The sequence below is a fragment of the Streptomyces sp. NBC_01445 genome, from assembly GCF_035918235.1.
Lineage (GTDB): Bacteria > Actinomycetota > Actinomycetes > Streptomycetales > Streptomycetaceae > Streptomyces.
Map to the genome: position 1 here is coordinate 622167 of NZ_CP109485.1, position 18551 is coordinate 640717.

Annotated in this window: 17 protein-coding genes; 10 read left to right on the forward strand and 7 right to left on the reverse strand. The window is 69.4% G+C overall.

From position 1 onward, the window contains the following. Positions 1-2 precede the first annotated feature (2 nt). Positions 3-1433 carry a GH1 family beta-glucosidase gene (locus tag OG574_RS03140; protein ID WP_326771724.1) on the forward strand — a complete coding sequence of 477 codons (1431 nt, stop codon included), beginning with the start codon at positions 3-5 and terminating at the stop codon, positions 1431-1433. Beyond that, the gene (yicI, locus tag OG574_RS03145) at positions 1430-3766 is read left to right on the forward strand and encodes an alpha-xylosidase (RefSeq protein ID WP_326771725.1); all 2337 of its coding nucleotides are present in this window, start codon (positions 1430-1432) and stop codon (positions 3764-3766) included. Before OG574_RS03140 ends, yicI begins: the two co-directional genes overlap by 4 nt. A gap of 30 nt (positions 3767-3796) precedes the next feature. Here the strand turns inward: yicI and OG574_RS03150 are convergent, their stop codons facing one another. Further along, complete coding sequence (locus tag OG574_RS03150) at positions 3797-4501, reverse strand: FadR/GntR family transcriptional regulator (protein WP_326771726.1); 705 nt, start codon at positions 4499-4501, stop codon at positions 3797-3799. 214 nt (positions 4502-4715) lie between these two features. Between OG574_RS03150 and OG574_RS03155 the strand changes: the two genes are divergently transcribed. Continuing rightward, positions 4716-6026, forward strand: a complete 1311-nt coding sequence (locus OG574_RS03155) for an MFS transporter (protein ID WP_326771727.1) — start codon at positions 4716-4718, stop codon at positions 6024-6026. A 24-nt stretch (positions 6027-6050) separates the two neighbouring features. Here the strand turns inward: OG574_RS03155 and OG574_RS03160 are convergent, their stop codons facing one another. Beyond that, positions 6051-7247, reverse strand: a complete 1197-nt coding sequence (locus OG574_RS03160; protein ID WP_326771728.1) for an aromatic ring-hydroxylating dioxygenase subunit alpha — start codon at positions 7245-7247, stop codon at positions 6051-6053. 461 nt (positions 7248-7708) lie between these two features. Here OG574_RS03160 and OG574_RS03165 point away from each other — a divergent pair, with 461 nt between their 5' ends. The 6 genes from OG574_RS03165 (at position 7709) to OG574_RS03190 (ending at position 12377) form a co-directional block, all read left to right on the forward strand. Next, positions 7709-8518 (forward strand): ferritin-like domain-containing protein, encoded by an 810-nt coding sequence (locus tag OG574_RS03165; RefSeq protein WP_326771729.1) that lies wholly within the window; start codon positions 7709-7711, stop codon positions 8516-8518. Continuing rightward, positions 8515-9093, forward strand: a complete 579-nt coding sequence (locus OG574_RS03170; protein ID WP_326771730.1) for a hypothetical protein — start codon at positions 8515-8517, stop codon at positions 9091-9093. The genes OG574_RS03165 and OG574_RS03170 overlap by 4 nt, the downstream gene beginning before the upstream one ends. 111 nt (positions 9094-9204) lie before the next feature. Continuing rightward, the gene (locus OG574_RS03175; RefSeq protein ID WP_326771731.1) at positions 9205-10458 is read left to right on the forward strand and encodes a sensor histidine kinase; all 1254 of its coding nucleotides are present in this window, start codon (positions 9205-9207) and stop codon (positions 10456-10458) included. Next, a complete protein-coding gene (locus tag OG574_RS03180; protein ID WP_326771732.1) occupies positions 10455-11144 on the forward strand; it encodes a response regulator transcription factor in 690 nt (229 codons plus the stop codon). Before OG574_RS03175 ends, OG574_RS03180 begins: the two co-directional genes overlap by 4 nt. A gap of 250 nt (positions 11145-11394) precedes the next feature. Beyond that, positions 11395-11688 carry a zf-HC2 domain-containing protein gene (locus OG574_RS03185; RefSeq protein WP_326771733.1) on the forward strand — a complete coding sequence of 98 codons (294 nt, stop codon included), beginning with the start codon at positions 11395-11397 and terminating at the stop codon, positions 11686-11688. Positions 11689-11927: 239 nt separating this feature from the next. After that, the gene (locus OG574_RS03190) at positions 11928-12377 is read left to right on the forward strand and encodes a spore-associated protein (RefSeq protein ID WP_266570214.1); all 450 of its coding nucleotides are present in this window, start codon (positions 11928-11930) and stop codon (positions 12375-12377) included. A 134-nt stretch (positions 12378-12511) separates the two neighbouring features. Here the strand turns inward: OG574_RS03190 and OG574_RS03195 are convergent, their stop codons facing one another. Next, entirely contained in the window at positions 12512-13402 is an 891-nt protein-coding gene (locus OG574_RS03195) for an MBL fold metallo-hydrolase (RefSeq protein WP_326771734.1), read from the reverse strand. A 241-nt stretch (positions 13403-13643) separates the two neighbouring features. Beyond that, positions 13644-15122, reverse strand: coding sequence for an FGGY-family carbohydrate kinase (locus OG574_RS03200; protein WP_326771735.1), 1479 nt, complete (start codon positions 15120-15122; stop codon positions 13644-13646). A 227-nt stretch (positions 15123-15349) separates the two neighbouring features. On the opposite strand from OG574_RS03200, the gene OG574_RS03205 reads away from it, so the two are divergent. After that, positions 15350-15832, forward strand: a complete 483-nt coding sequence (locus OG574_RS03205; RefSeq protein WP_326771736.1) for a substrate-binding domain-containing protein — start codon at positions 15350-15352, stop codon at positions 15830-15832. Between the two features lie 31 nt (positions 15833-15863). Here OG574_RS03205 and OG574_RS03210 read toward each other — a convergent pair whose 3' ends face one another. Genes OG574_RS03210 through OG574_RS03220 form a run of 3 tightly spaced genes read right to left on the reverse strand, consistent with a single transcriptional unit; the run spans position 15864 to position 18477 of the window. Further along, entirely contained in the window at positions 15864-16253 is a 390-nt protein-coding gene (locus OG574_RS03210) for a YybH family protein (protein ID WP_326771737.1), read from the reverse strand. A gap of 35 nt (positions 16254-16288) precedes the next feature. Next, entirely contained in the window at positions 16289-16933 is a 645-nt protein-coding gene (locus OG574_RS03215) for a cyclase family protein (protein WP_326778349.1), read from the reverse strand. Positions 16934-16938: 5 nt separating this feature from the next. Then, on the reverse strand, positions 16939-18477 hold the full coding sequence (locus tag OG574_RS03220) for a purine-cytosine permease family protein (protein WP_326771738.1): 1539 nt from the start codon (positions 18475-18477) through the stop codon (positions 16939-16941). Between the last annotated feature and the right edge of the window lie 74 nt (positions 18478-18551).

Genomic DNA, 18551 nt, shown 5'->3' on the forward strand with positions numbered 1-18551 from the left:
GCATGAGCACCCCCGCATTCCCGGAATTCCCCGACGGCTTCTTCTTCGGCGCCGCCACGGCGAGCTACCAGATCGAGGGGGCGTACGGGGAGGGCGGCAGAGGCCCGTCCATCTGGGACACCTTCTGCCGCGAGCCCGGACGCGTGGCCGGCGGCGCCACCGGCGACATCGCCTGCGACCACTACCACCGCTACCGCGAGGACGTGGCTCTGCTGCGCGGCCTCGGCGTCGACAGCTACCGCTTCTCCGTCGCCTGGCCGCGCATCCAGCCCGACGGCACAGGACCGGCGAACGCGGCCGGACTGGACTTCTACGACCGGCTGGTCGACGAGTTGCTGACCTCCGGGATCTCCCCCGCCACCACCCTCTACCACTGGGACCTCCCCCAGGCTCTGGAAGACCGTGGCGGCTGGCGGGTACGGGATACAGCGGAGCGCTTCGCGGACTACGCCGGCCTTGTCGTGGAACGGCTCGGCGACCGGGTGGGCCGCTGGATCACCCTCAACGAGCCGTTCTGCAGCGCCTTCGTCGGCTACGCCGCGGGCGCCCATGCCCCCGGCGCACGGGAGGGCCGTGGCGCGCTGGCCGCCGCCCACCACCTCCTCGTCGGCCACGGCCTCGCCGTCCGCGCCCTGCGCGAGGCCGGCGCCCAGGAGGTCGGGATCACGCTCAACCCGGACCGGCTGCTCGCCGCCACCCCCGGTTCGCCGGCCGACCTCGCCGCCGTGCGCCGGGCCGAGACCCTGCACAACGAGGTGTGGCTGGACCCGCTGTTCGCCGGGCGCTATCCGCAGCATGAAGCCGAGACCTGGGGCGAGCCGGCCAACGGCTCGAGCCGACTCGACACTTCGTACCGTCTCGACGGCGACCTCGAACTCGTCGCCGCCCCACTCGACTTCGTCGGCATCAACTACTACCGGCCGATCACCGTCGCCGACGCCCCGCACCGCGACCCGGACCCGGCGACCCGTACGGCCGTCGACATCCGGGTCACCGAGACCTGGCGCGACGACGTACGGCACACCACCATGGGCTGGCCGGTCGTCCCGCACACCTTCACGGACCTCCTGGTCGACCTGACCAAGCGCTACCCCGAGCTGCCCCCGCTGGTCATCACCGAGAACGGCTCGGCCGAGGCCGACACGGTCACGGACGACCGCCGGGTCCACGACACCGACCGGATCGAGTACCTCCGTAGTCACCTGGAAGCCCTCTCCGCCGCCATTCGCGCCGGCGTCGACGTGCGCGGCTACTACGTGTGGTCACTGCTCGACAACTTCGAGTGGGCCCGCGGCTACGGCCAGCGGTTCGGCATCGTCCGGGTCGACTACGACACCCAGGAGCGCATCCCCAAGGACAGCTACCGCTGGTTCCGGGACCTGATCGCCACCCACCGCGCGCGAACCACCACCGCTGACAAGGACCACCGATGAAGTTCACCGACGGCTACTGGCTGATGCGCGAGGGCGTCCGGGCGTCGTACGCCACCGAGATCGCCGAGGCGCGCGTCGACGACGGCCGGCTCACCCTGTACGCCCCGGTGCGGCGGGTGGAGAAGCGGGGCCACACCCTCAACAGCCCGCTCCTGACCGTCGAATGCTGGTCACCCGCCGAGGGCGTGATCGGCGCCCGCTCCACCCACCACGCGGGCGCCGCCGCACACGGCCCCGACTTCGCCCTGCGCACCGACCCCGACCACACCGCGAAGATCACCCGGGACGGGTCCCTGCTGGAGCTGACCAGCGGGGAGCTGTCCCTGCGGGTGGACACCGCCGCACCCTGGCGCCTGGAGTTCACCGCCGAGGGCCGCGTCCTCACCTCCGCCGGGTCCCGCGGCACCGGCTTCGCCCTCACCGGCGACAGCCGCCACCACTCGCTGGCACAACTGTCCTTGGGTGTCGGCGAATTGGTCTACGGGCTCGGCGAGCGCTTCACCCCGTTCACCAGGAACGGCCAGAGTGTGGACATCTGGCAGGCCGACGGCGGTACCGCCAGCGAGCAGGCGTACAAGAACATCCCCTTTCATCTCACCAACCGGGGCTACGGCGTCTTCGTCAACCACCCCGGCCACGTCTCGTACGAGATCGGGTCCGAGGCAGTGGGGCAGGTGCAGTTCAGCGTCGAGGACCAGTCGCTGGAGTACTACGTCATCCACGGCCCGACGCCCAAGGACATCCTGGACCGCTACACCGCCCTCACCGGCCGCCCGGCGCTGCCGCCCGCCTGGTCGTTCGGGCTGTGGCTGTCCACCTCTTTCACCACCTCCTACGACGAGGAGACGGTCAACCGGTTCGTCCGCGGCATGTCGGAGCGCGGCATCCCGCTCGGCGTCTTCCACTTCGACTGCTTCTGGATGCGCGAGTACCAGTGGTGCGACTTCACGTGGGACCCCGACGTCTTCCCGGACCCGGAGGGCATGCTGCGCCGCCTCAAGGACGAGCAGGGGCTGCGCGTCTCGGTGTGGATCAACCCGTACATCGGCCAGAAGTCCCCGCTCTTCACCGAAGCCATGCGCCATGGCTACCTGGTGCGCAGGGCCAACGGTGATGTGTGGCAGTGGGACCTGTGGCAGGCGGGCATGGCGCTGGTCGACTTCACCAACCCTCAGGCGCGGGAGTGGTACGCGGGCAAGTTGCGCGGTCTTGTCGCACAGGGCGTGGACTGCTTCAAGACCGACTTCGGCGAGCGCATTCCGACGGACGTGGTGTGGCACGACGGTTCCGACCCGGAGCGCATGCACAACTACTACACGCAGCTCTACAACGAAACCGTCTTCGAAGTGCTGAGCGAGGAGCGGGGCACCGACGAGGCTGTGCTCTTCGCTCGGTCGGCGACCGCGGGCGGGCAGCAGTTCCCGGTCCACTGGGGCGGCGACTGCGAGTCCCACTTCGGGGCGATGGCCGAGTCGCTGCGCGGCGGCCTTTCCCTCGGCCTGTCCGGCTTCGGCTTCTGGAGCCACGACATCGGCGGCTTCGAGGGCACGCCGACGCCCGAAGTCTTCAAGCGGTGGGTGCAGTTCGGCCTGCTGTCCTCGCACAGCAGGCTGCACGGCAGCAGGTCGTACCGCGTGCCGTGGGACTTCGACGAGGAGGCCGTGACGGTCACCCGCGACTTCACGCGCCTCAAGCACCGCCTCATGCCGTATCTTTTCCGCGCGGCCCAGCAGGCGCGGGAGCGGGGCACACCGGTGATGCGCGCCATGCTGCTCGAGTTCCCCGAGGACCCGGCGTGCCACGCCCTCGACCGGCAGTACATGCTCGGCGAGGACCTGCTCGTCGCCCCGGTGTTCTCGGCGGAGGGGACTGTCGAGTACTACGTGCCTGACGGGACGTGGACTCATCTGCTGTCGGGCGAGCGGGTCCGGGGGCCGGGCTGGCGACGCGAGCGGTACGGGTTCGACAGCCTGCCGTTGCTGGCTCGCCCCGGCTCGGTGATCCCGTTCGGGGAGAGCGATGACAGCGCAGTGTACGACTGGGCCCACGGGGTGACACTGCGCGTCCATGCTCCGGCGGACGGCACGATGACGGTCACTCGGATCCCTGCCGCGGATGGCTCCACGGCAGCCACCTTCCGAACGCGGCGGGAGGGCGACGTCATCACGGTCGAGACCGAGGGCGAGGGCGCCCAAGTGCCGTGGCGGGTCCTGCTCGTCGGCATCGAAGCCGCCGGCGAGCGCTCCGAGCAGACCACCCTCGGCACACTGCTCACGGCCGCGCCCGGCGTCACGACGGTCTCGGCGCTTCTCTTGGAGACGGACTCGGCGTAGCGACCTGCAGGGGAGCGGCTGGAGGGGCGGTCACTCCCCCTCTGGCCGCCAGTCGAGGAGTTTGACCTTGCCGACGCTGTCGACGTGGGTGTGCATGGCCCGGGCCGCGTCTTCGGGTGAGCCGGCGCGCACGGCGTCAGCGACGAGTTGATGCTGTTCGAGTGACTGGGCAGGGCGGCCGGGCTGGCGCAGTGACTCGTTGCGGCTCTCCGCGATCGGCTGGGCTATCTCCGCCATGAACTCGGCGAGAAGCGGGCTGTGCGCCGCCGCGGTGACGGCGGCGTGGAAGCGCTGGTCCTCGGCGACGCACAGCTCCCCGCGCCGGACGGCGCCGGCCATGGCCTCGAGTGCGGCGTCGATCTCCTTCAGGTCCTCGTCCGTGCGGCGTTCGGCTGCGAGGGCTGCGATTTTGGTCTCCAGCGCGTCCCGGGCGTCCAGGACATCGGGGAGCCGACGGCGCCGTTCCACCATGGCTTGAAGTGGTTCGGCGTCAAGGCGGTCGCGGAGCAGGAAGGTGCCGCCACCGTGGCGCACTTCGACGAGGCCCTGCACTTCCAGGGCCACGATGGCCTGCCGCACCGAGGTCCGGCTCACCGCGAGGCGTGCGGCCAGGTCGCGTTCAGGGGGCAGCCGGTCGCCCGCCTGGAGACCTTCCAGGTGTACGTATTCGCGGAGCCGCTCGACGACTTGCTCGTACAGACGAGGCCGGGGAACCGGACGCAGTGACTCGGACAACGGACTACCCGTCCCTTCCCCCAACACTCTTGGTGCCGCTCACCCTTGACAGCACATCAGACCCTGTCGACACTCTAGCGCAGGCCTAGAGGCCCAGTGGTCCATCCAATTTGACTTCCGAGAGGCACGCCGACGCCTGGCCTCGAGCAATTCCCCACTCCGCTCTGTCGGCATCCCCCCATGTCGTCACCTCCTGAGCCGAATCGAGGTACCCGTGACGATCAATGAGCAGTCCACCGCAAGCACCGGCACCCCCACCCCCACACGGCTGACCGGTCCCCAACGGCACGCGTTCTGGGGCTCGTTCGGCGGTTGGGCCATGGACGGCTTCAGCTGGACCATCCCCGGCCTCGTGCTGGCCCCGGCCCTGACCGCACTGCTCCCCGCCAGCGGCATCCCCGTCACACCCGACAACATCGGCTGGCACGGACAGGTCAGCGCCGCCGTGTTCCTGCTCGGCTGGGGATGCGCCTTCATCTGGGGGCCCATCGCCGACCGCTTCGGCCGCAAGCCCGCCATGATGGCCTCCATCCTCATGTACGGGGTCTTCACCGCCCTGGCCGGCACCGCCACCCACCTGTGGGAATGGAATACGTATCGCTTTCTGGCAGCCGTCGGTGTCGGCGGCGAATGGGCCATGGCCGGCACGCTGCTCTCCGAAGTGATCCCCGAGCGGGTGCGCGCGCGATTCGGCGGTCTGATGCACTCCGCCGCCTACTTCGGCGTCCTCGCCATCTCCGTCATCTATCTGCTCGCCGGACCTGAACTCGGCTGGCGGGGAATGTTCTTCGTGGGCGGCCTCCCCGCCCTGGCCGTCTTCCTCATACGGCGCACCACTCCCGAGCCGGAGCGCTGGCAGGAGGACACGTCCAGCCAGCAGGCGCGGTCCTTCTGGCAGCCCGTCGTCGAGGTTCTCTCCCGGCCCTACCGTGCCCGTACCGTGGGCAACCTGCTGCTCCTTGTGGTGTGTGTCATCGGGCTGTGGGCGGGCTCGACCTACGTACCCACAGCCATGACCGGTCTGTCGGAGGAGGCCGGTTACAGCCATGCGGCCACCGTGCGCCTGGCCAGCCTCTCGTCCATGACGGTGGCCGCCTTCACGATCCTGGGCTGCTTTGCAGTGCCGCGCATCGCGGCGCGCATGGGGCGGCGCGGCGCACTCGCCTCACTCTTCGCGCTGGTGATCGTCGGAATCGTGGGCGCCTACGGTTGGGCCTATCCCCACCACTCGATCGCCCTGCTCTTCGCCTTCCTGCCGGTACTCGGCCTGGGCGGCGCCAGCTTCGCGGTCTTCACCATCTGGCTGCCGGAGCAGTACCCGACGCGGATGAGGGCGACCGCTTTCGCCTTCACGACCACCTTCTCCCGATGGGTCGCCGCGGGCGGCACCTTCCTCATCGGCTACGGCATCCACGCCACCGGCTCGCTCACCCTCCCCCTCACCCTGACCGCGGCCGTCTTCGTCATCGGCATGCTCCTGGTACGCCTCGCCCCGGAGACCCGCAGCACGGCGCTTCCCTCCTGACCGCCGACACCCTTCCCGTGCCGGTCAGTTCGTGGGCCCGGGATCCTTCTCGTGGTCGTCGACATCCGGCGGAGCACCCTGCTGCCCGCCCTCGCCGACGGACTCGGCGTCGAGCGGTACGCCGTTCGTCCGCAGCATGTGTCTCACGTCCAGGATCAGTGGGAACACTTCATGGTTCTGGTCCTCGCCCTGTTCGTCCCAGGCTCGCTGCTCGGCCTCGACCGCCATCCGGTCCTGGGCGAACACCCGTTCAGTGAAGCGGCGGATCAGCGGCCATGCCAGACGGAGCACCCCGGGGACCGGCGGCTTCGCGATCATCAGCAGGCCGTAGGCGTGGTTGATGCGCTGTTCGGCGTCCTCCGGCACGTAGGCCGCCCAGAGGGAGAACGACGGGAGTTCGGCGCCGTCGGGGACGGCTTGCAGGGTTTGGTACGGGTACTGGGTGCGGATGGTGATCTCGTCGGGTGTCTGCTGTCCACCGAGCCCCTCGGCGGACAGCAGTCCGGCGCCGCGGTCCTTCTTGCCCCCGGCGGGGACGAAGAGGTAGCGGGCCTCGACGAACTGCGGGCCGGTCTCGTACCCCTGCAGCTCGGGCTGAATTCTGCCCAGCACGCTGCGGTGCAGGAACTGGTGGTTCATGTCGAGCAAGTTCTCGTGCATGAACGAGTAGTGGCAGCGCACGGTGCGCGAGAAGGTCATGGTCCGGTGCGTGGCCGCGCCGAACTCCGGCAGCACCGGGAACGGCGCCGCCTCGGCCTTCTCGGGGTCGCCGGGGAAGACGAACACCAGGCCGAACGCCTCGCGGACCGGATACGACCGCACTCCGCGCGGCGGCCGCTCGCACCCCTTGGGCAGGTACGGGATCTGCGAGATGCGGCCGTTTCCGCGGTAGGACCAGGCGTGGTAGCAGCAGCGCAGGGCGTCCCCCTCGACGACTCCGAGGCTCAGTGGCACCTGGCGGTGCGCGCACCGGTCCTCCAAGGCGTAGACGCTTCCGCTCCGGCCGCGGTAGAGCGCGATCCGTTGTCCGGCGAAGACGGCGGCGAAGGTGCGCTCCCTGCGCACAGCCCGCGACCGGGCCACGGGATACCAGTAATCCGGGTCGATCCCGATGCGCCGCAGGTCGGCGACGGCCTCTCCGCGTTCGGCCACCGGACGTCGGGGGAAGCCCGCCGGTCCGTCGGCGCTGTACCCGTCCGTTCGGGGAAGGGCCTCGGTCATGTACTGCTCCCTTGCGCTGGAGCCGGCAGGACAGGGAAGCACCGGGCTCCCGGAGGTGTACGCGCGTCGCGCGGCCGGTCTGTCCCAGGCCGAGCCTTAGGGGTCCGGTGGCTGCCGATCAGCGAGCGTGCCGGCGGCGGCATCGGTTCGGTCCGACCCACCGGAGGCCGAGGGCGCTCCGCCTGCCGCAGCAGGACTCCATTTCTCCACGGTGGTAGCAGGCGGCCCGAACGGCAACTGCGACAGCGTGCATCGCCGGGCCGTCACGGCACGGCCGGCCCGAACACGACAAGGCGCGTCCACTACTGGACCGGACGCCCCCGCAGGCCGGGAGACGGCCCCCTGTTGCTCCATTTGCCTGTTCGGCTCCCCTGAGCGCGGTACTGAGCTTCGCCGTTCCCCGTCGACGCGTTGACGCCGTGCGATCGTGCAGCGTCAGAGCGATGCGACCAAAGGAACGTATGAACGAGACCGTTTCAATTCCTCCCAGAACGGTCGAGGCCGGGGATGATCACGTCTTCCCTCCGGCGACCACGACGGTGCAAGCCCGGGCAGAGCTGGACTTGCTCCTGCGATCAGCTCTCGCCCTCGAACACGCCACCATTCCCCCGTATCTCTGCGCGATGTTCTCCCTCAAGGACGGAAAGAACCGAGAGGTCGAACGCATCATCCGCAGCGTCGTCATGCAAGAGATGCTGCACCTGGCACTGATCGGAAACATCATGAACTCGATCGGTACCACCCCCAGGTTCGACGACCCGGGCCTGGTTCCCGTCTACCCGGGGCGGCTGCCCGGCGGGGTGATGCCCGACCTGGAGGTTTCGCTCGGCGCCTGCTCGATCGAACGGGTACGCCAGGTCTTCATGGGCATCGAGCTGCCCGAGGAGCCGCTCGCCCCGGCCGGCCAAAGAGAGCTCACGGCCATCTCTGGGTACAACCCTCAGCTGGACGAGTTCGGGAACATCCAGAACCTCACCGAAGAGGCCCTCGACGCCCCTCGAAAGTTCTTCGCCCTGGCCGACTACGACGCCACCACCGTCGGCGGGTTCTACCAGCACATCGCACAGGCACTGACCGATCTCGACGAGAGTGACGAGAATCTGTTCAGCGGCGATCCACGCAGACAGGTCAGCTGGCCGCACGCCCCCGGACGGCTGTACCGGGTGACCAATCTGCAGACAGCGCTCTGGGCCATCCTCGAGATCATCGACCAGGGCGAGGGCCATGCCCAGGACCCGACCGTGGGCCCGCTACCGGGAAGGGCGTCATGACCAGCACCGATCAGGACGGGGCCGTCGGCGGGCACGACCGACGTACCGCTCTGCAACTGGCGGCCACTGCCGCTGTGTCGGGGGTACTCGCCACCGGCACAGGGGCGCCGGCCTCGGCGTCGGCCGCCACCGAACCGCCGGCCGTCACCGAACCATCGGCGGCCGACGGACCACTACCGGCCGAGCCAGTCGCGGATGAGCTGGCGCACTACTACCGGTTCTGGGAGATCGTGCAAGGGCGCCGGCTGGTCAAGACGCACGGTTACTGGGCGTTCGACGGGCCGCCGATCCCGTTCGATCCGAGCGGTGTGCATCGCCTGGTCGAGAATCCCGACACCCAGCGGCTGGAGGAGGGCTCGGCAGCGCGCAGAGCGTCCGAACGGTGCGACCGCGCCTACACCGAGATGCTCAGGACGCTCAACCGCGTGTTCGACGGCCACCCCGAAGAGCTCCGCCGGGCCCAGAAGCAGATGGAAGCCCTCGGTAAGCAGGCCCGTGCGCTGATGCGGATGCCGAGCGCCCCCGGCGCGAAGACCTTCCTGGCCCCCGCCTTCCAACTGGCCGAGGACCGCTGACGAGGATGTGCCCGCGGTTCTGACCGTGGATGCGTCCACGGACGCATCCACGCATCCCACAGCCGATGCGCTCGCGGTGCCTGGTCCGGTCACCAGCCCTACGTTGGTGACATGGCAGTGATGACCGCTAAACGTCCGGGAGCTCAGGCTCGGGTTCGCGTCAAGGACGTCTTGTTGGCGGCCGTGGTCTTTCTGCTGTCGATGGTGGCGGTCTCGATCATTCATGAGCAGCACCGGATCTCCATCCGGTGGCAGGCCGTGGTGCTCGTCGGGACCAGCTCCTTCGCGCTGGTGTGGCGGCGCCGCCACCCCTTCGGCGTACTCGTCGTGGCCGTCGCCTGCGCAGTGGTGCTTCAGTCGCTCGGGTTCCGGGAGGGTCCGCTGGGGACGAGTTCGGTCATCCTGTCCGTGTACACGGTCGCCGCGTGCACCGACCGGCGCACCACCTGGACCACAGCGTGCGCGTCGGCGTCAGTGCTGGTGGGGGCGGCCCTTGTGACCGACCCACGGGCGTGGCTCTCCCCGGACAACGCGGCGATGCTGGCATGGACGGCTCTGCCGGCGGCGGTCGGGGACGGAGTGCGATCGCGCAGGGCCTATGTGGCAGCCGTGGAAGAACGGGCGGAGCACGCGGAACGCACCCGCGAGCAGGAGGCCCGTCAGCGGGTGGCGGCCGAACGTATGCGGATCGCACGTGAGTTGCACGACGTCGTGGCCCACCACATCGCCCTGATCAACGCCCAGGCGGGCGTCGCCGTCCACCTTGTGGAGCAGCGGCCCGAACACGTACTCACGGCCCTGGAGGGGATCCGCGACGTGAGTCAGTCCGCGCTCGACGAACTGCGGGTGACCGTGAGCCTGCTGCGGCAGCCGGACGAGACAGCCGCGCCCCGTGATCCGACGCCGGGCATGGGTCACGTACCCGACCTTCTGGCGTCCTTCGAACGCGCTGGGCTTGCTGTCAAACAGACGGTGAGCGGCGACCCCCAACCCCTGCCACCGGCGGCCGACCTGGCGGCTTACCGCATCATTCAGGAGGCCCTGACCAACGTGCGCAAGCACTCGGGTGTGGACCAGGCCCGACTGGACTTGTCCTACCTCCCGAACCTGCTGACGATCACTGTGCAGGACGACGGACCGTCGCAGCCCACCCGTTCCGACCCGGGAAAGGGCCACGGGCTGATCGGGATGCGCGAGCGGGCCGGCACAGTCGGAGGCAGGGTGCAAGCCGGACCGCGCGCCGAAGGCGGTTTCACCGTGATTGCCGAGCTGCCGCTGCTGTCCGGCACGGCCGAGGGCGAACCGGCGTCGGCGGGTACCGACGAGACGGGTTCGAGGGGCACCGCCGAGGAGGGACGAGCGTGACGATCCGAGTGCTTCTCGCCGATGACCAGGCTCTGCTGCGGGGCACCTTCAAGATGCTGTTCGATTCCGCGGACGACATGGAGACCGTGGGGGAAGCCGCGAACGGCAGGGAGGCCGTGGACCTCTGCGAAGAGCTCCGTCCGGACGTGGTCCTGATGGACATCCGCATGCCCGAGATGGACGGCCTCGACGCCACGCGCCTGATCAGTGAGTCCGAGGACCTCGCCGGGGTGAAAGTCCTGATCCTCACCACCTTCGAGGACGACGAGCACGTCGCCGAGGCGCTGCGCGCGGGGGCGAGCGGCTTTCTCGGCAAGGGGGTGCGGCCGGACGTCCTGCTCGAAGCCGTCCGCACGGTGGCCGCCGGTGAGGCGCTGCTCTCCCCCGTGGCGACCCGCGCGCTGATTTCCCGTTTTCTGGCGCAGCCCGAGCTGTACCCGGCCGTCGTCCAGGAACGCCTGCAGTACCTGACGCCGCGGGAGCGCGATGTGATGTGCCTGGTGGCGCTGGGCCTATCGAACGAAGATATTGCCGAACGTTTGTTCGTAAGCCCGCTGACCGCGAAGACACACGTCAACCGCGCCATGACCAAGCTGGCGGCGCGTGACCGGGCCCAGCTCGTGGTCATGGCCTACCAGTGCGGCCTGGTCAGCCCAGCGGTGGAACCGACCGGCCCACAGGCCTGAGGGCCGCCCGGAGCAGGCGGGACGGCGTCGGCCGTACGCCCGGCCATCGGGTACCACGGATGCAGTAGACGCGATTCGCTTCAGGGGGACGACGCGTGATCGCCCCGCGTCGGCCACATTGAACGTATGAACGGAAGCAGGTCCTCGAGCCCCAGTGCCCCGCGGCACGACCGGCCCTCAGTGCCTGCCCGCCTCATGTGCCGCAGCTGCGCGATTCCGCGCTTGTGCGGTGGCCAGGAGAGGACTCGACATGTTCAGTAACTCCCAGGAATGCCAGACCACGCGTGACCGGCTGGCCGGCTACACGCTCGACGCACTCGCCGAGGAAGAGGCCCGCGCCGTCACCGCCCACTTGGCGACCTGTTCCGCGTGCCGGGACGAGCACTACTGCCTGGCGGCGGTGGCTGCTCACCTGATTCCTCTCCGGGAGGCACTGGCCGACGAGTCGCGCCGCAGCATGCCCCGTCGGCGCCGCCCGGAGCGGACCGCGTCGCTGACTCTCGCGCACTGGGCGAACTGCAAGGTGCTGGCAGCGACCGGCTGAAACGCGGTGTACGGGGGGAGGGTGTCACCCGTCCCCCGGCAGACGCCCTCCCCCGTACCGCTCCGCATCCAGAAGTCGTGATGATGCCAACAGGTCGTCCGCGCAAGGGCGTTGGGTACCTGTCGGCAGGCCCGAGGATCCGGATCCGACTTCTCTTGCGGAGAGGCACAACCATCCTGATGTGTCGCGAGTCACATGATGTAAGAGCAACAAACTCGCAAAGATCACAAGGGGGAAATATGCGATTCAGCCGACCTGTCCTGACTGGTGCCGCTCTGGCAGCCCTGGCGATCGGGGGCACGACCGCGCTGGCGGGACCCGCCTCCGCCGCGCCCAACACCACACCGCAGAAGGTCTGTGGAAGCAGCTACAAGACCGTCAACTCGGCGCCGGTCGGCTCACTGGGCACGGTCTACCTCACGTACAACTCGTCGAACGGCAAGAACTGCGTCGCGACCATCCGCAACAACCCCGGCACCCGGCTGGACATGTCCGCGTGGATCTACGTCTCCGACACCGACCAGGGTGACCAGGACTACGGGCAGTACACCTCGTACGCGGGACCGACCTACGTCTACGGCAAGGCCCACTGCGTCGACTGGGGCGGCAACATCAACAACGTGTACGTCCAGGTGACCGGGTCCAACTGTGCCGCGCTCAGGGAGCACCGGGTCACCACGACCCGCTGATCGCTCGCCGCGCGACGGCGCACAGCTGACCAACGCACCACCGACCGGCCAACGGGAGCACATCACACACCGTTGGCCGGTCTCCGCGCGAAATGCCGACAGACTCGGGCCTGTTACAGCCGACCTCACGGCGCCTACGTCGCGCGGAACCGTCCCTGCTCCACCTCGGCGACCAGTCCTCCGGCCCTCAGCACGTCCAGGTGCTGCACCGCCGTCCTCCGCTCGACCGGCCTCACATGCGGCCCTTCGACGTGGGGCCGGTAGACGAGCCTGTGCTCGACGATCTCCTCGACGGTCCGCGGCTCTCCGAGGAACGTGAGCAGCGCCGCCTCGCGCTTCGCCACCACGCCGGCGAAGGCGTCGAGCCGGCGCCGGAATTCCTCGGCGCCCTCGATCACGCCCTTCTGGTGGGACGTGCCGTACCAGCGGGCGTCGATCTCCCGGCACCGGCGCATCGACGCCTCGAAGTCCACGAGACTGCTGCCGAGGTCCCCGTAGTAGGGACCGAACGACGTCAGGTCGATGTCCCCGACGAACAGGAAGCCGTCCGGCTCGATCAGGAAGCCGCTGTGGCCCGTGGTGTGCCCGGGCAGATGCACGACGGTCACGGTGCGGCCGCCGAGGTCGAACACGGTCCCGTCCTCGAACCCCTTGGCGTCCGGTCGCCCCTGCACATGGAACTCGTCCCGCATCATCTTGTCGACGGCGTCGACCTCTTCGGGTGGCAGGCCGATCCCGGCGACCAGAGCTTCGCGGGATCGCAGCGCGTCGAGGTCACCTTCGTGGGTGTGGACCGGCACCTCGTAACTGCCGAGACCGGCGATGTGGTCCTCGTGCGCATGGCTCACGAGGACCAGGTCCGCGGGTGGCGCGCCTTCGACGAGCGACAACGACGGGTCGACGACCAGCGATTCGGCCGTGCCACGCACCAACAGCGTGTTGCCGTACGGGTAGGCACCTTGCTGGGCGCCTACGAGCACGCTGACGTCGCCGTATTCTGCCGCTGTGTATCCCGTGGTACGCATTTTCAAGACCCTCTCACTTTCCGGTCCGATCTCCGGTCGAACGCCCACATCGCGTGCGGCACCGGAGCGTTGAAGACGAGCTCGGGAGCGAACCGGGGCCCGGGCTCGCCATACGGTGTCGGGCTCGGCGGCGGGCGGCGTGACGGGCTGCGGGCCGGCGTAGGGCATGCGGATGCTCCGCAGGTGTGCGGGAGGGAAGAGTGTGGGAGAGGCCCTGCACGGCAGGGGTACCACCTGGTGTTCAGCGGGACTGGAAGTCGGCCAGCGCGTGGACGACGTGGGACGACGCCGGGTAGAGCTCGCGGTACAGCGCGTACAGCTCGTCGTAGCGGGACGTCATCTCCGGGCGGGGGGTGACGACTTCCTGGACCGGGTTCCATGCGTCGATGCGGGCGTCGGTCACGAGTCGGGCGGCGAGGAGCGCCCCTCCGTAGGAGGCGCCGATCGAGGTCGTACGCACCTCTTGGGCCCTGCCGGTGACGTCGGAGACGATCTGGGTCCACAGGCGTCCCTGGGTGCCGCCGCCGACAGCGACGACGCGGCGGATGTCACCCCCGGCCGCATCGATGGCCTCGATGTTGTGCCGCACTCCGTACGCCGTGCCTTCCAGGGCTGCCCGGTACAGGTCTCCGCGGGTGTGGGACAGCGTGAGGCCCGCGATGACGCCGCGCGCCCGTGGGTCGGTGATCGGGGTGCGCTCCCCGGCGAAGTACGGAAGCATCAGCAGGCCGCCCGCACCTGGGCCCGACTCCTCGGCCAGGCACAGCAGTTGTCGGTAGTCGTCGCTGCCGAACAGATCGCGCAGCCAGCTCGTGACGGCGCCGGACGTTGCCATTCCGCCGGCGAGGTTGCGGGTGTCGGGGAGGGCGCCGACGGTGCTCCACAGCGAGGGGTCGCGCAGCAGCCCCGGCACGGTGTGGACGAGGAACATCGTCGTGCCGTACATGAGCATGAGGTCGCCGATCCCGTGTGCGCCGACGCTCAGCGCCTCGGCCCAGGCGTCGATGGTTCCGGTGGTGACCGGGATACCGGTTGGCAGGCCGGTGAGGCGCGCGGCCTCGGCTGTCACCGTGCCAGCCGCCTCGCCGGACCAGCGCAGTTCGGGAAGTTCGATGCCGGGGGCGATCAGGTCGCACCACGGGGTGTACCAGTCGCGGGTCAGGGTGTCGTAGAGCGGGGTGCTCTGGCTGGCCGAGTGGTGGTCGAGGACGTAGGCGCCGGTGAGTTTGCGTACGAGCCAGGAGCTGGGCATGAAGAGCCTGCGGGCGCGGGCGTAGAGCTCCGGTTCCTGTTCGGCGATCCACGCCACCTTGGCCCCCGCCGCCTGGGTCGTGAGCCGCGAGCCACAGCGGTGGGCGATCTCTTCGGCGCCCAGCTCGCTTTCGAGCCGCTCGATCTGGGGGACGGAGCGGGTGTCCACACCGTAGAGGATCGCGGGGCGCACAGGTGTGTCGTTCTCGTCGGCGAGCAGCACGCAGGGGCCCATGCCGCTGGCCCCGACCGCGATGACCTCCGCGTCGTGGACGGTGGTCAACTCGCGGGTCAGGGAGACGAATTCGCCCCACCAGATGTCCGCGTCCATCTCGACGTGTCCGGGGGCCGGGCGGTCGACGGCGTGTTCACGGACGGCCGTGTGCAGCACGGTGCCGTCGAGACCGACGAGGACGCCCTTGCTGCTGGACGTTCCGATGTCCACACCGATGACTGCTGACTGAGGCATACGAGCACCGTATTTCTCGGTTCGTTCCGGAGCGTTGCGCTGGGGTCATTTCAGGCCGGAAGTCTTGAAGGACTCGACCATCTGGCGCTGGAAGACGAGGAAGAGGGCGAGCATGGATATCACGGCGGCCACGGCGGCGGCCAGGACGTGGTTCCAGTTCGCGCCGTACCGGGTGCTGACTGGAAGGACTGCTGCGGAGGAGACTGAACGACCCGATACCCACCTGAATGACCGTCAAATCGGACGAGCGTCTCGCCGGGTACCGCGCGGTCCTGCAGGGCCATCTGCGGGAGACGGGGCAGGCCGAGTCGCCCGCCGAGTACGCCTGCCACGGAGACTTCCGCGTCGAGGGCGGACGGGCCGCGATGGAGCGGCTCCTCGCCCTGCCGGAACCCCCGGACGCCGTGTTCGTGGCGAACAACCTCATGACGGTGGGCGCCCTGGCCGCCTTGCGCGACGCAGGCCCCCCGCAGACGGGCCTGCTCTCCTTCGGCGACGCTCCGTGGCCCGAACTGGTAACCCCGTCACCGACCTCGGTCCAACTCCCGTCGTGCGAGCTGGGGTTCGCCGCGGCGGGACTCGTTCAGGAGCGCAACGCGGGCACGGACAAACCACTGCAGACGGTGGTCCTGCGTACGTCCCTCCAGGCCAGGACTCGACGAACGGACCGGCGCGGGGGTGCCGACAGCGACGTTGCCCGGGACGCCTGAGGCGTTGCGGGCAACGTCGCCGAGCGGCACGTCAGGCTTCGGGTGCCGGTGAGAGGTGCTCGTGGACGGCGAGCCAGTGGCCGGAGTCCTGGCGGGCGAACACGATCGTCTCGCGTTCGTGGAGCGTCTCCTCGCCGGCCGTCGTGGCCACCGTGGTCTCGACCCGGTGGCTGAACACGGCAGTGTCGCCGAAGGCCTGCACCAGCTGATCGGCCGATGTACAGCGCACGACCCGGAATCCGTCCTCGGCGACCCAGCGGTTCCACAGGGCGCGGTAGTCGGCGGTGGACGCGACGCGTTCGGCGGTGGTGTGGAAGACGAACGTCGCGTCCGGCGTGAACGCGCCGAAGTAGTCGTCGAGGCGGCCTTCGCCGAACGCGGACACCAGGGCGTCGGCGGCCTTCAAGACGTCGTCGGTCATCGGTCGTGCTCCTTCTGGCAGCAGTGCGGGGCGGTTCAGCCGATGCGGGCGACGGCGCGTACGGGTGCGCCGTCGGCGGCGGGCAGTTTCAGCGGCAACAGCGAGACCTCGATGGGCTCGCCCGCCGCCTGCGCGTCGACCAGGGGGCCGAGTCCGGTCAGGTTCTCGGCGATCACGGCGTGCGCCCCGCACAGGATCTGGTGGGCGGGGAACTCGTCGGCGGGGGTGGGATCCACGCTCAGCGCGTCGATGCCGACCGTACGCACGCCCGCGGCGACCAGGAGTTCGGCCGCCTCCCTGGTCAGGTAGGGATGGGTGAGGTAGTCGTCGGTGCCCCAGTGCGCCGACCAGCCGGTGGCGACGAGAACGATCGCCCCGGCCCGGATCCGGCCCTCGAAGAGGTCCGGCCCGAGCGGCGAACGCGGCTGCGCACCGCGGGCGTCGACGACGACGGCCTCTCCCACGAAGCGGTCCAGTGGGAGCTGGTCGAGGGTGGGCAGCGAATCGTCGATGTGGAACGGCGCGTCGACATGCGTACCGGACTGGGACCCCATGTCCAGGTGCAGGACGTTCACGCCGTCCGCCGCGACGCTCAGGGCCGGGGTGATCGTCACGCGCGGGTCGCCGGGGTAGACCGGGATGCCGGTCGCGAGCTCGACGGACAGGTCTACGAGGCGCATGGCCGTCACGCCCTTTCCGCGGCGGCGACGGGGGCGGGGACGTCGTCGGTGATCGGCGGGACGGGCGTGTTCGAGGCGCGGACCAGGCGCGGCCCCTGGGGCCCGTAGACCTCGCGCGGCTCGGGGAAGAGCGACAGCAGGGCCAGGTAGAGGAGGGCTGCGACGCCCAGGCCCACCAGGAGCGAGAGGTCCACTCCGCCGGCCAGGTCGCCGAGCGGGCCGACGAACTGGCCGGGCAGGTTCACGAACATCAGGGCGAGGACCGCGGAGGTCAGCCACGCGCCCATGCCGCGCCAGTTCCAGCCGTGGGTGAACCAGTAACGGCCGCCCTTCTGGCGCCGGTTGAAGACCTGGAGCGAGTCGGGGTCGTACCAGCCGCGGCGGGTCAGCCAGCCGAGCATCATGATCACCATCCAGGGGGCGGTGCAGGTGATGATCAGCGTCGCGAACGTCGAGATGGACTGCGACAGGTTGGCCGCGAAGCGCCCGACGAAGATGAACCCGATCGACAGCACACCGACGAACAGCGTCGCCTGCACACGGCTGAACCGGGTGAACACGCTGGAGAAGTCGAGCCCGGTGCCGTACAGCGAGGTGGTGCCGGTGGACATGCCGCCGATCAGCGCGAGCAGACACACGGGCAGGAAGTACCAGCCCGGGGCGATCGCGAGGAGCCCTCCGACGTAGTTCGACGCGCTCGGGTCCATGTACTTGGCCGCCTTCTCCGCGATGATCGAGGCGGTGGCGAGTCCGAAGAAGAAGGGCAGGATCGTGGCGATCTGCGAGGCGAACGCGGCCGTGACGACCCGGCGGTTCGAGGCCTGTGCCGGGATGTAGCGGGCCCAGTCGCCGAGGAAGGCGCCGAAGGACACCGGGTTGGACAGCACGATCAGCGCGGAGCCGATGAAGGCGGGCCAGAACCCGGCGGACGAGGCGGACGAGAACGACCCCTGGTAGCCCGGGTCGAAGTCCCCGGCGAAGGCGAAGAAGCCGAGGACGAACAGCGTGGACGCCGCCACCACCGCGATCTTGTTCACGAACAGCATGAACCGGAAGCCGTACACGCACACCGTCAGCACAAGCAGCGCGAACACGCCGTACGCCAGCGCGAACACGCCGTCGTTCTGCGGCACGCCCATCAGCCGGTGTGCGCCGCCGACCAGTGCGTCTCCGGAGGACCACACGGAGATCGAGAAGAATGCGACGGCGGTGAGCAGCGAGAGGAACGAGCCGACGATCCGGCCGTGCACACCCAGGTGGGCCGAGGACGACACGGCGTTGTTGGTGCCGTTGCGCGGGCCGAACACCGCGAGCGGCGCCAGGATCAGCGCACCGGCCACAAGGCCGAGCACGGTCGCCGCGAGACCCTGCCAGAACGAGAGGCCGAACAGGATGGGGAAGGCGCCCAGGACGCAGGTGGCGAAGGTGTTGGCGCCACCGAACGCGACCCGGAACAGGTCCAGGGGCTTGGCGGAGCGGTCCGAGTCAGGGATGCGTTCGACGCCGTACTGCTCCACCTCCGTCAGAGCCGGGGAATCACTCATTCGTCCTCCTTGGGAGCGAGCAGGTTGATCAGGTCGTCGGCGGACGCGGCGGACAGTTTCTTGCGCGACAGCGA

Coding starts and splice junctions, on each gene's coding strand:
- OG574_RS03175 (WP_326771731.1), top strand. CDS start 9,205: ATGGCAGTGATGACCGCTAAACGTCCGGGAGCTCAGGCTCGGGTTCGC.
- OG574_RS03210 (WP_326771737.1), bottom strand. CDS start 16,253: ATGACCGACGACGTCTTGAAGGCCGCCGACGCCCTGGTGTCCGCGTTC.
- OG574_RS03205 (WP_326771736.1), top strand. CDS start 15,350: ATGACCGTCAAATCGGACGAGCGTCTCGCCGGGTACCGCGCGGTCCTG.
- OG574_RS03170 (WP_326771730.1), top strand. CDS start 8,515: ATGACCAGCACCGATCAGGACGGGGCCGTCGGCGGGCACGACCGACGT.
- OG574_RS03190 (WP_266570214.1), top strand. CDS start 11,928: ATGCGATTCAGCCGACCTGTCCTGACTGGTGCCGCTCTGGCAGCCCTG.
- OG574_RS03165 (WP_326771729.1), top strand. CDS start 7,709: ATGAACGAGACCGTTTCAATTCCTCCCAGAACGGTCGAGGCCGGGGAT.
- OG574_RS03160 (WP_326771728.1), bottom strand. CDS start 7,247: ATGACCGAGGCCCTTCCCCGAACGGACGGGTACAGCGCCGACGGACCG.
- yicI (WP_326771725.1), top strand. CDS start 1,430: ATGAAGTTCACCGACGGCTACTGGCTGATGCGCGAGGGCGTCCGGGCG.
- OG574_RS03220 (WP_326771738.1), bottom strand. CDS start 18,477: ATGAGTGATTCCCCGGCTCTGACGGAGGTGGAGCAGTACGGCGTCGAA.
- OG574_RS03195 (WP_326771734.1), bottom strand. CDS start 13,402: ATGCGTACCACGGGATACACAGCGGCAGAATACGGCGACGTCAGCGTG.
- OG574_RS03215 (WP_326778349.1), bottom strand. CDS start 16,933: ATGCGCCTCGTAGACCTGTCCGTCGAGCTCGCGACCGGCATCCCGGTC.
- OG574_RS03185 (WP_326771733.1), top strand. CDS start 11,395: ATGTTCAGTAACTCCCAGGAATGCCAGACCACGCGTGACCGGCTGGCC.
- OG574_RS03200 (WP_326771735.1), bottom strand. CDS start 15,122: ATGCCTCAGTCAGCAGTCATCGGTGTGGACATCGGAACGTCCAGCAGC.
- OG574_RS03140 (WP_326771724.1), top strand. CDS start 3: ATGAGCACCCCCGCATTCCCGGAATTCCCCGACGGCTTCTTCTTCGGC.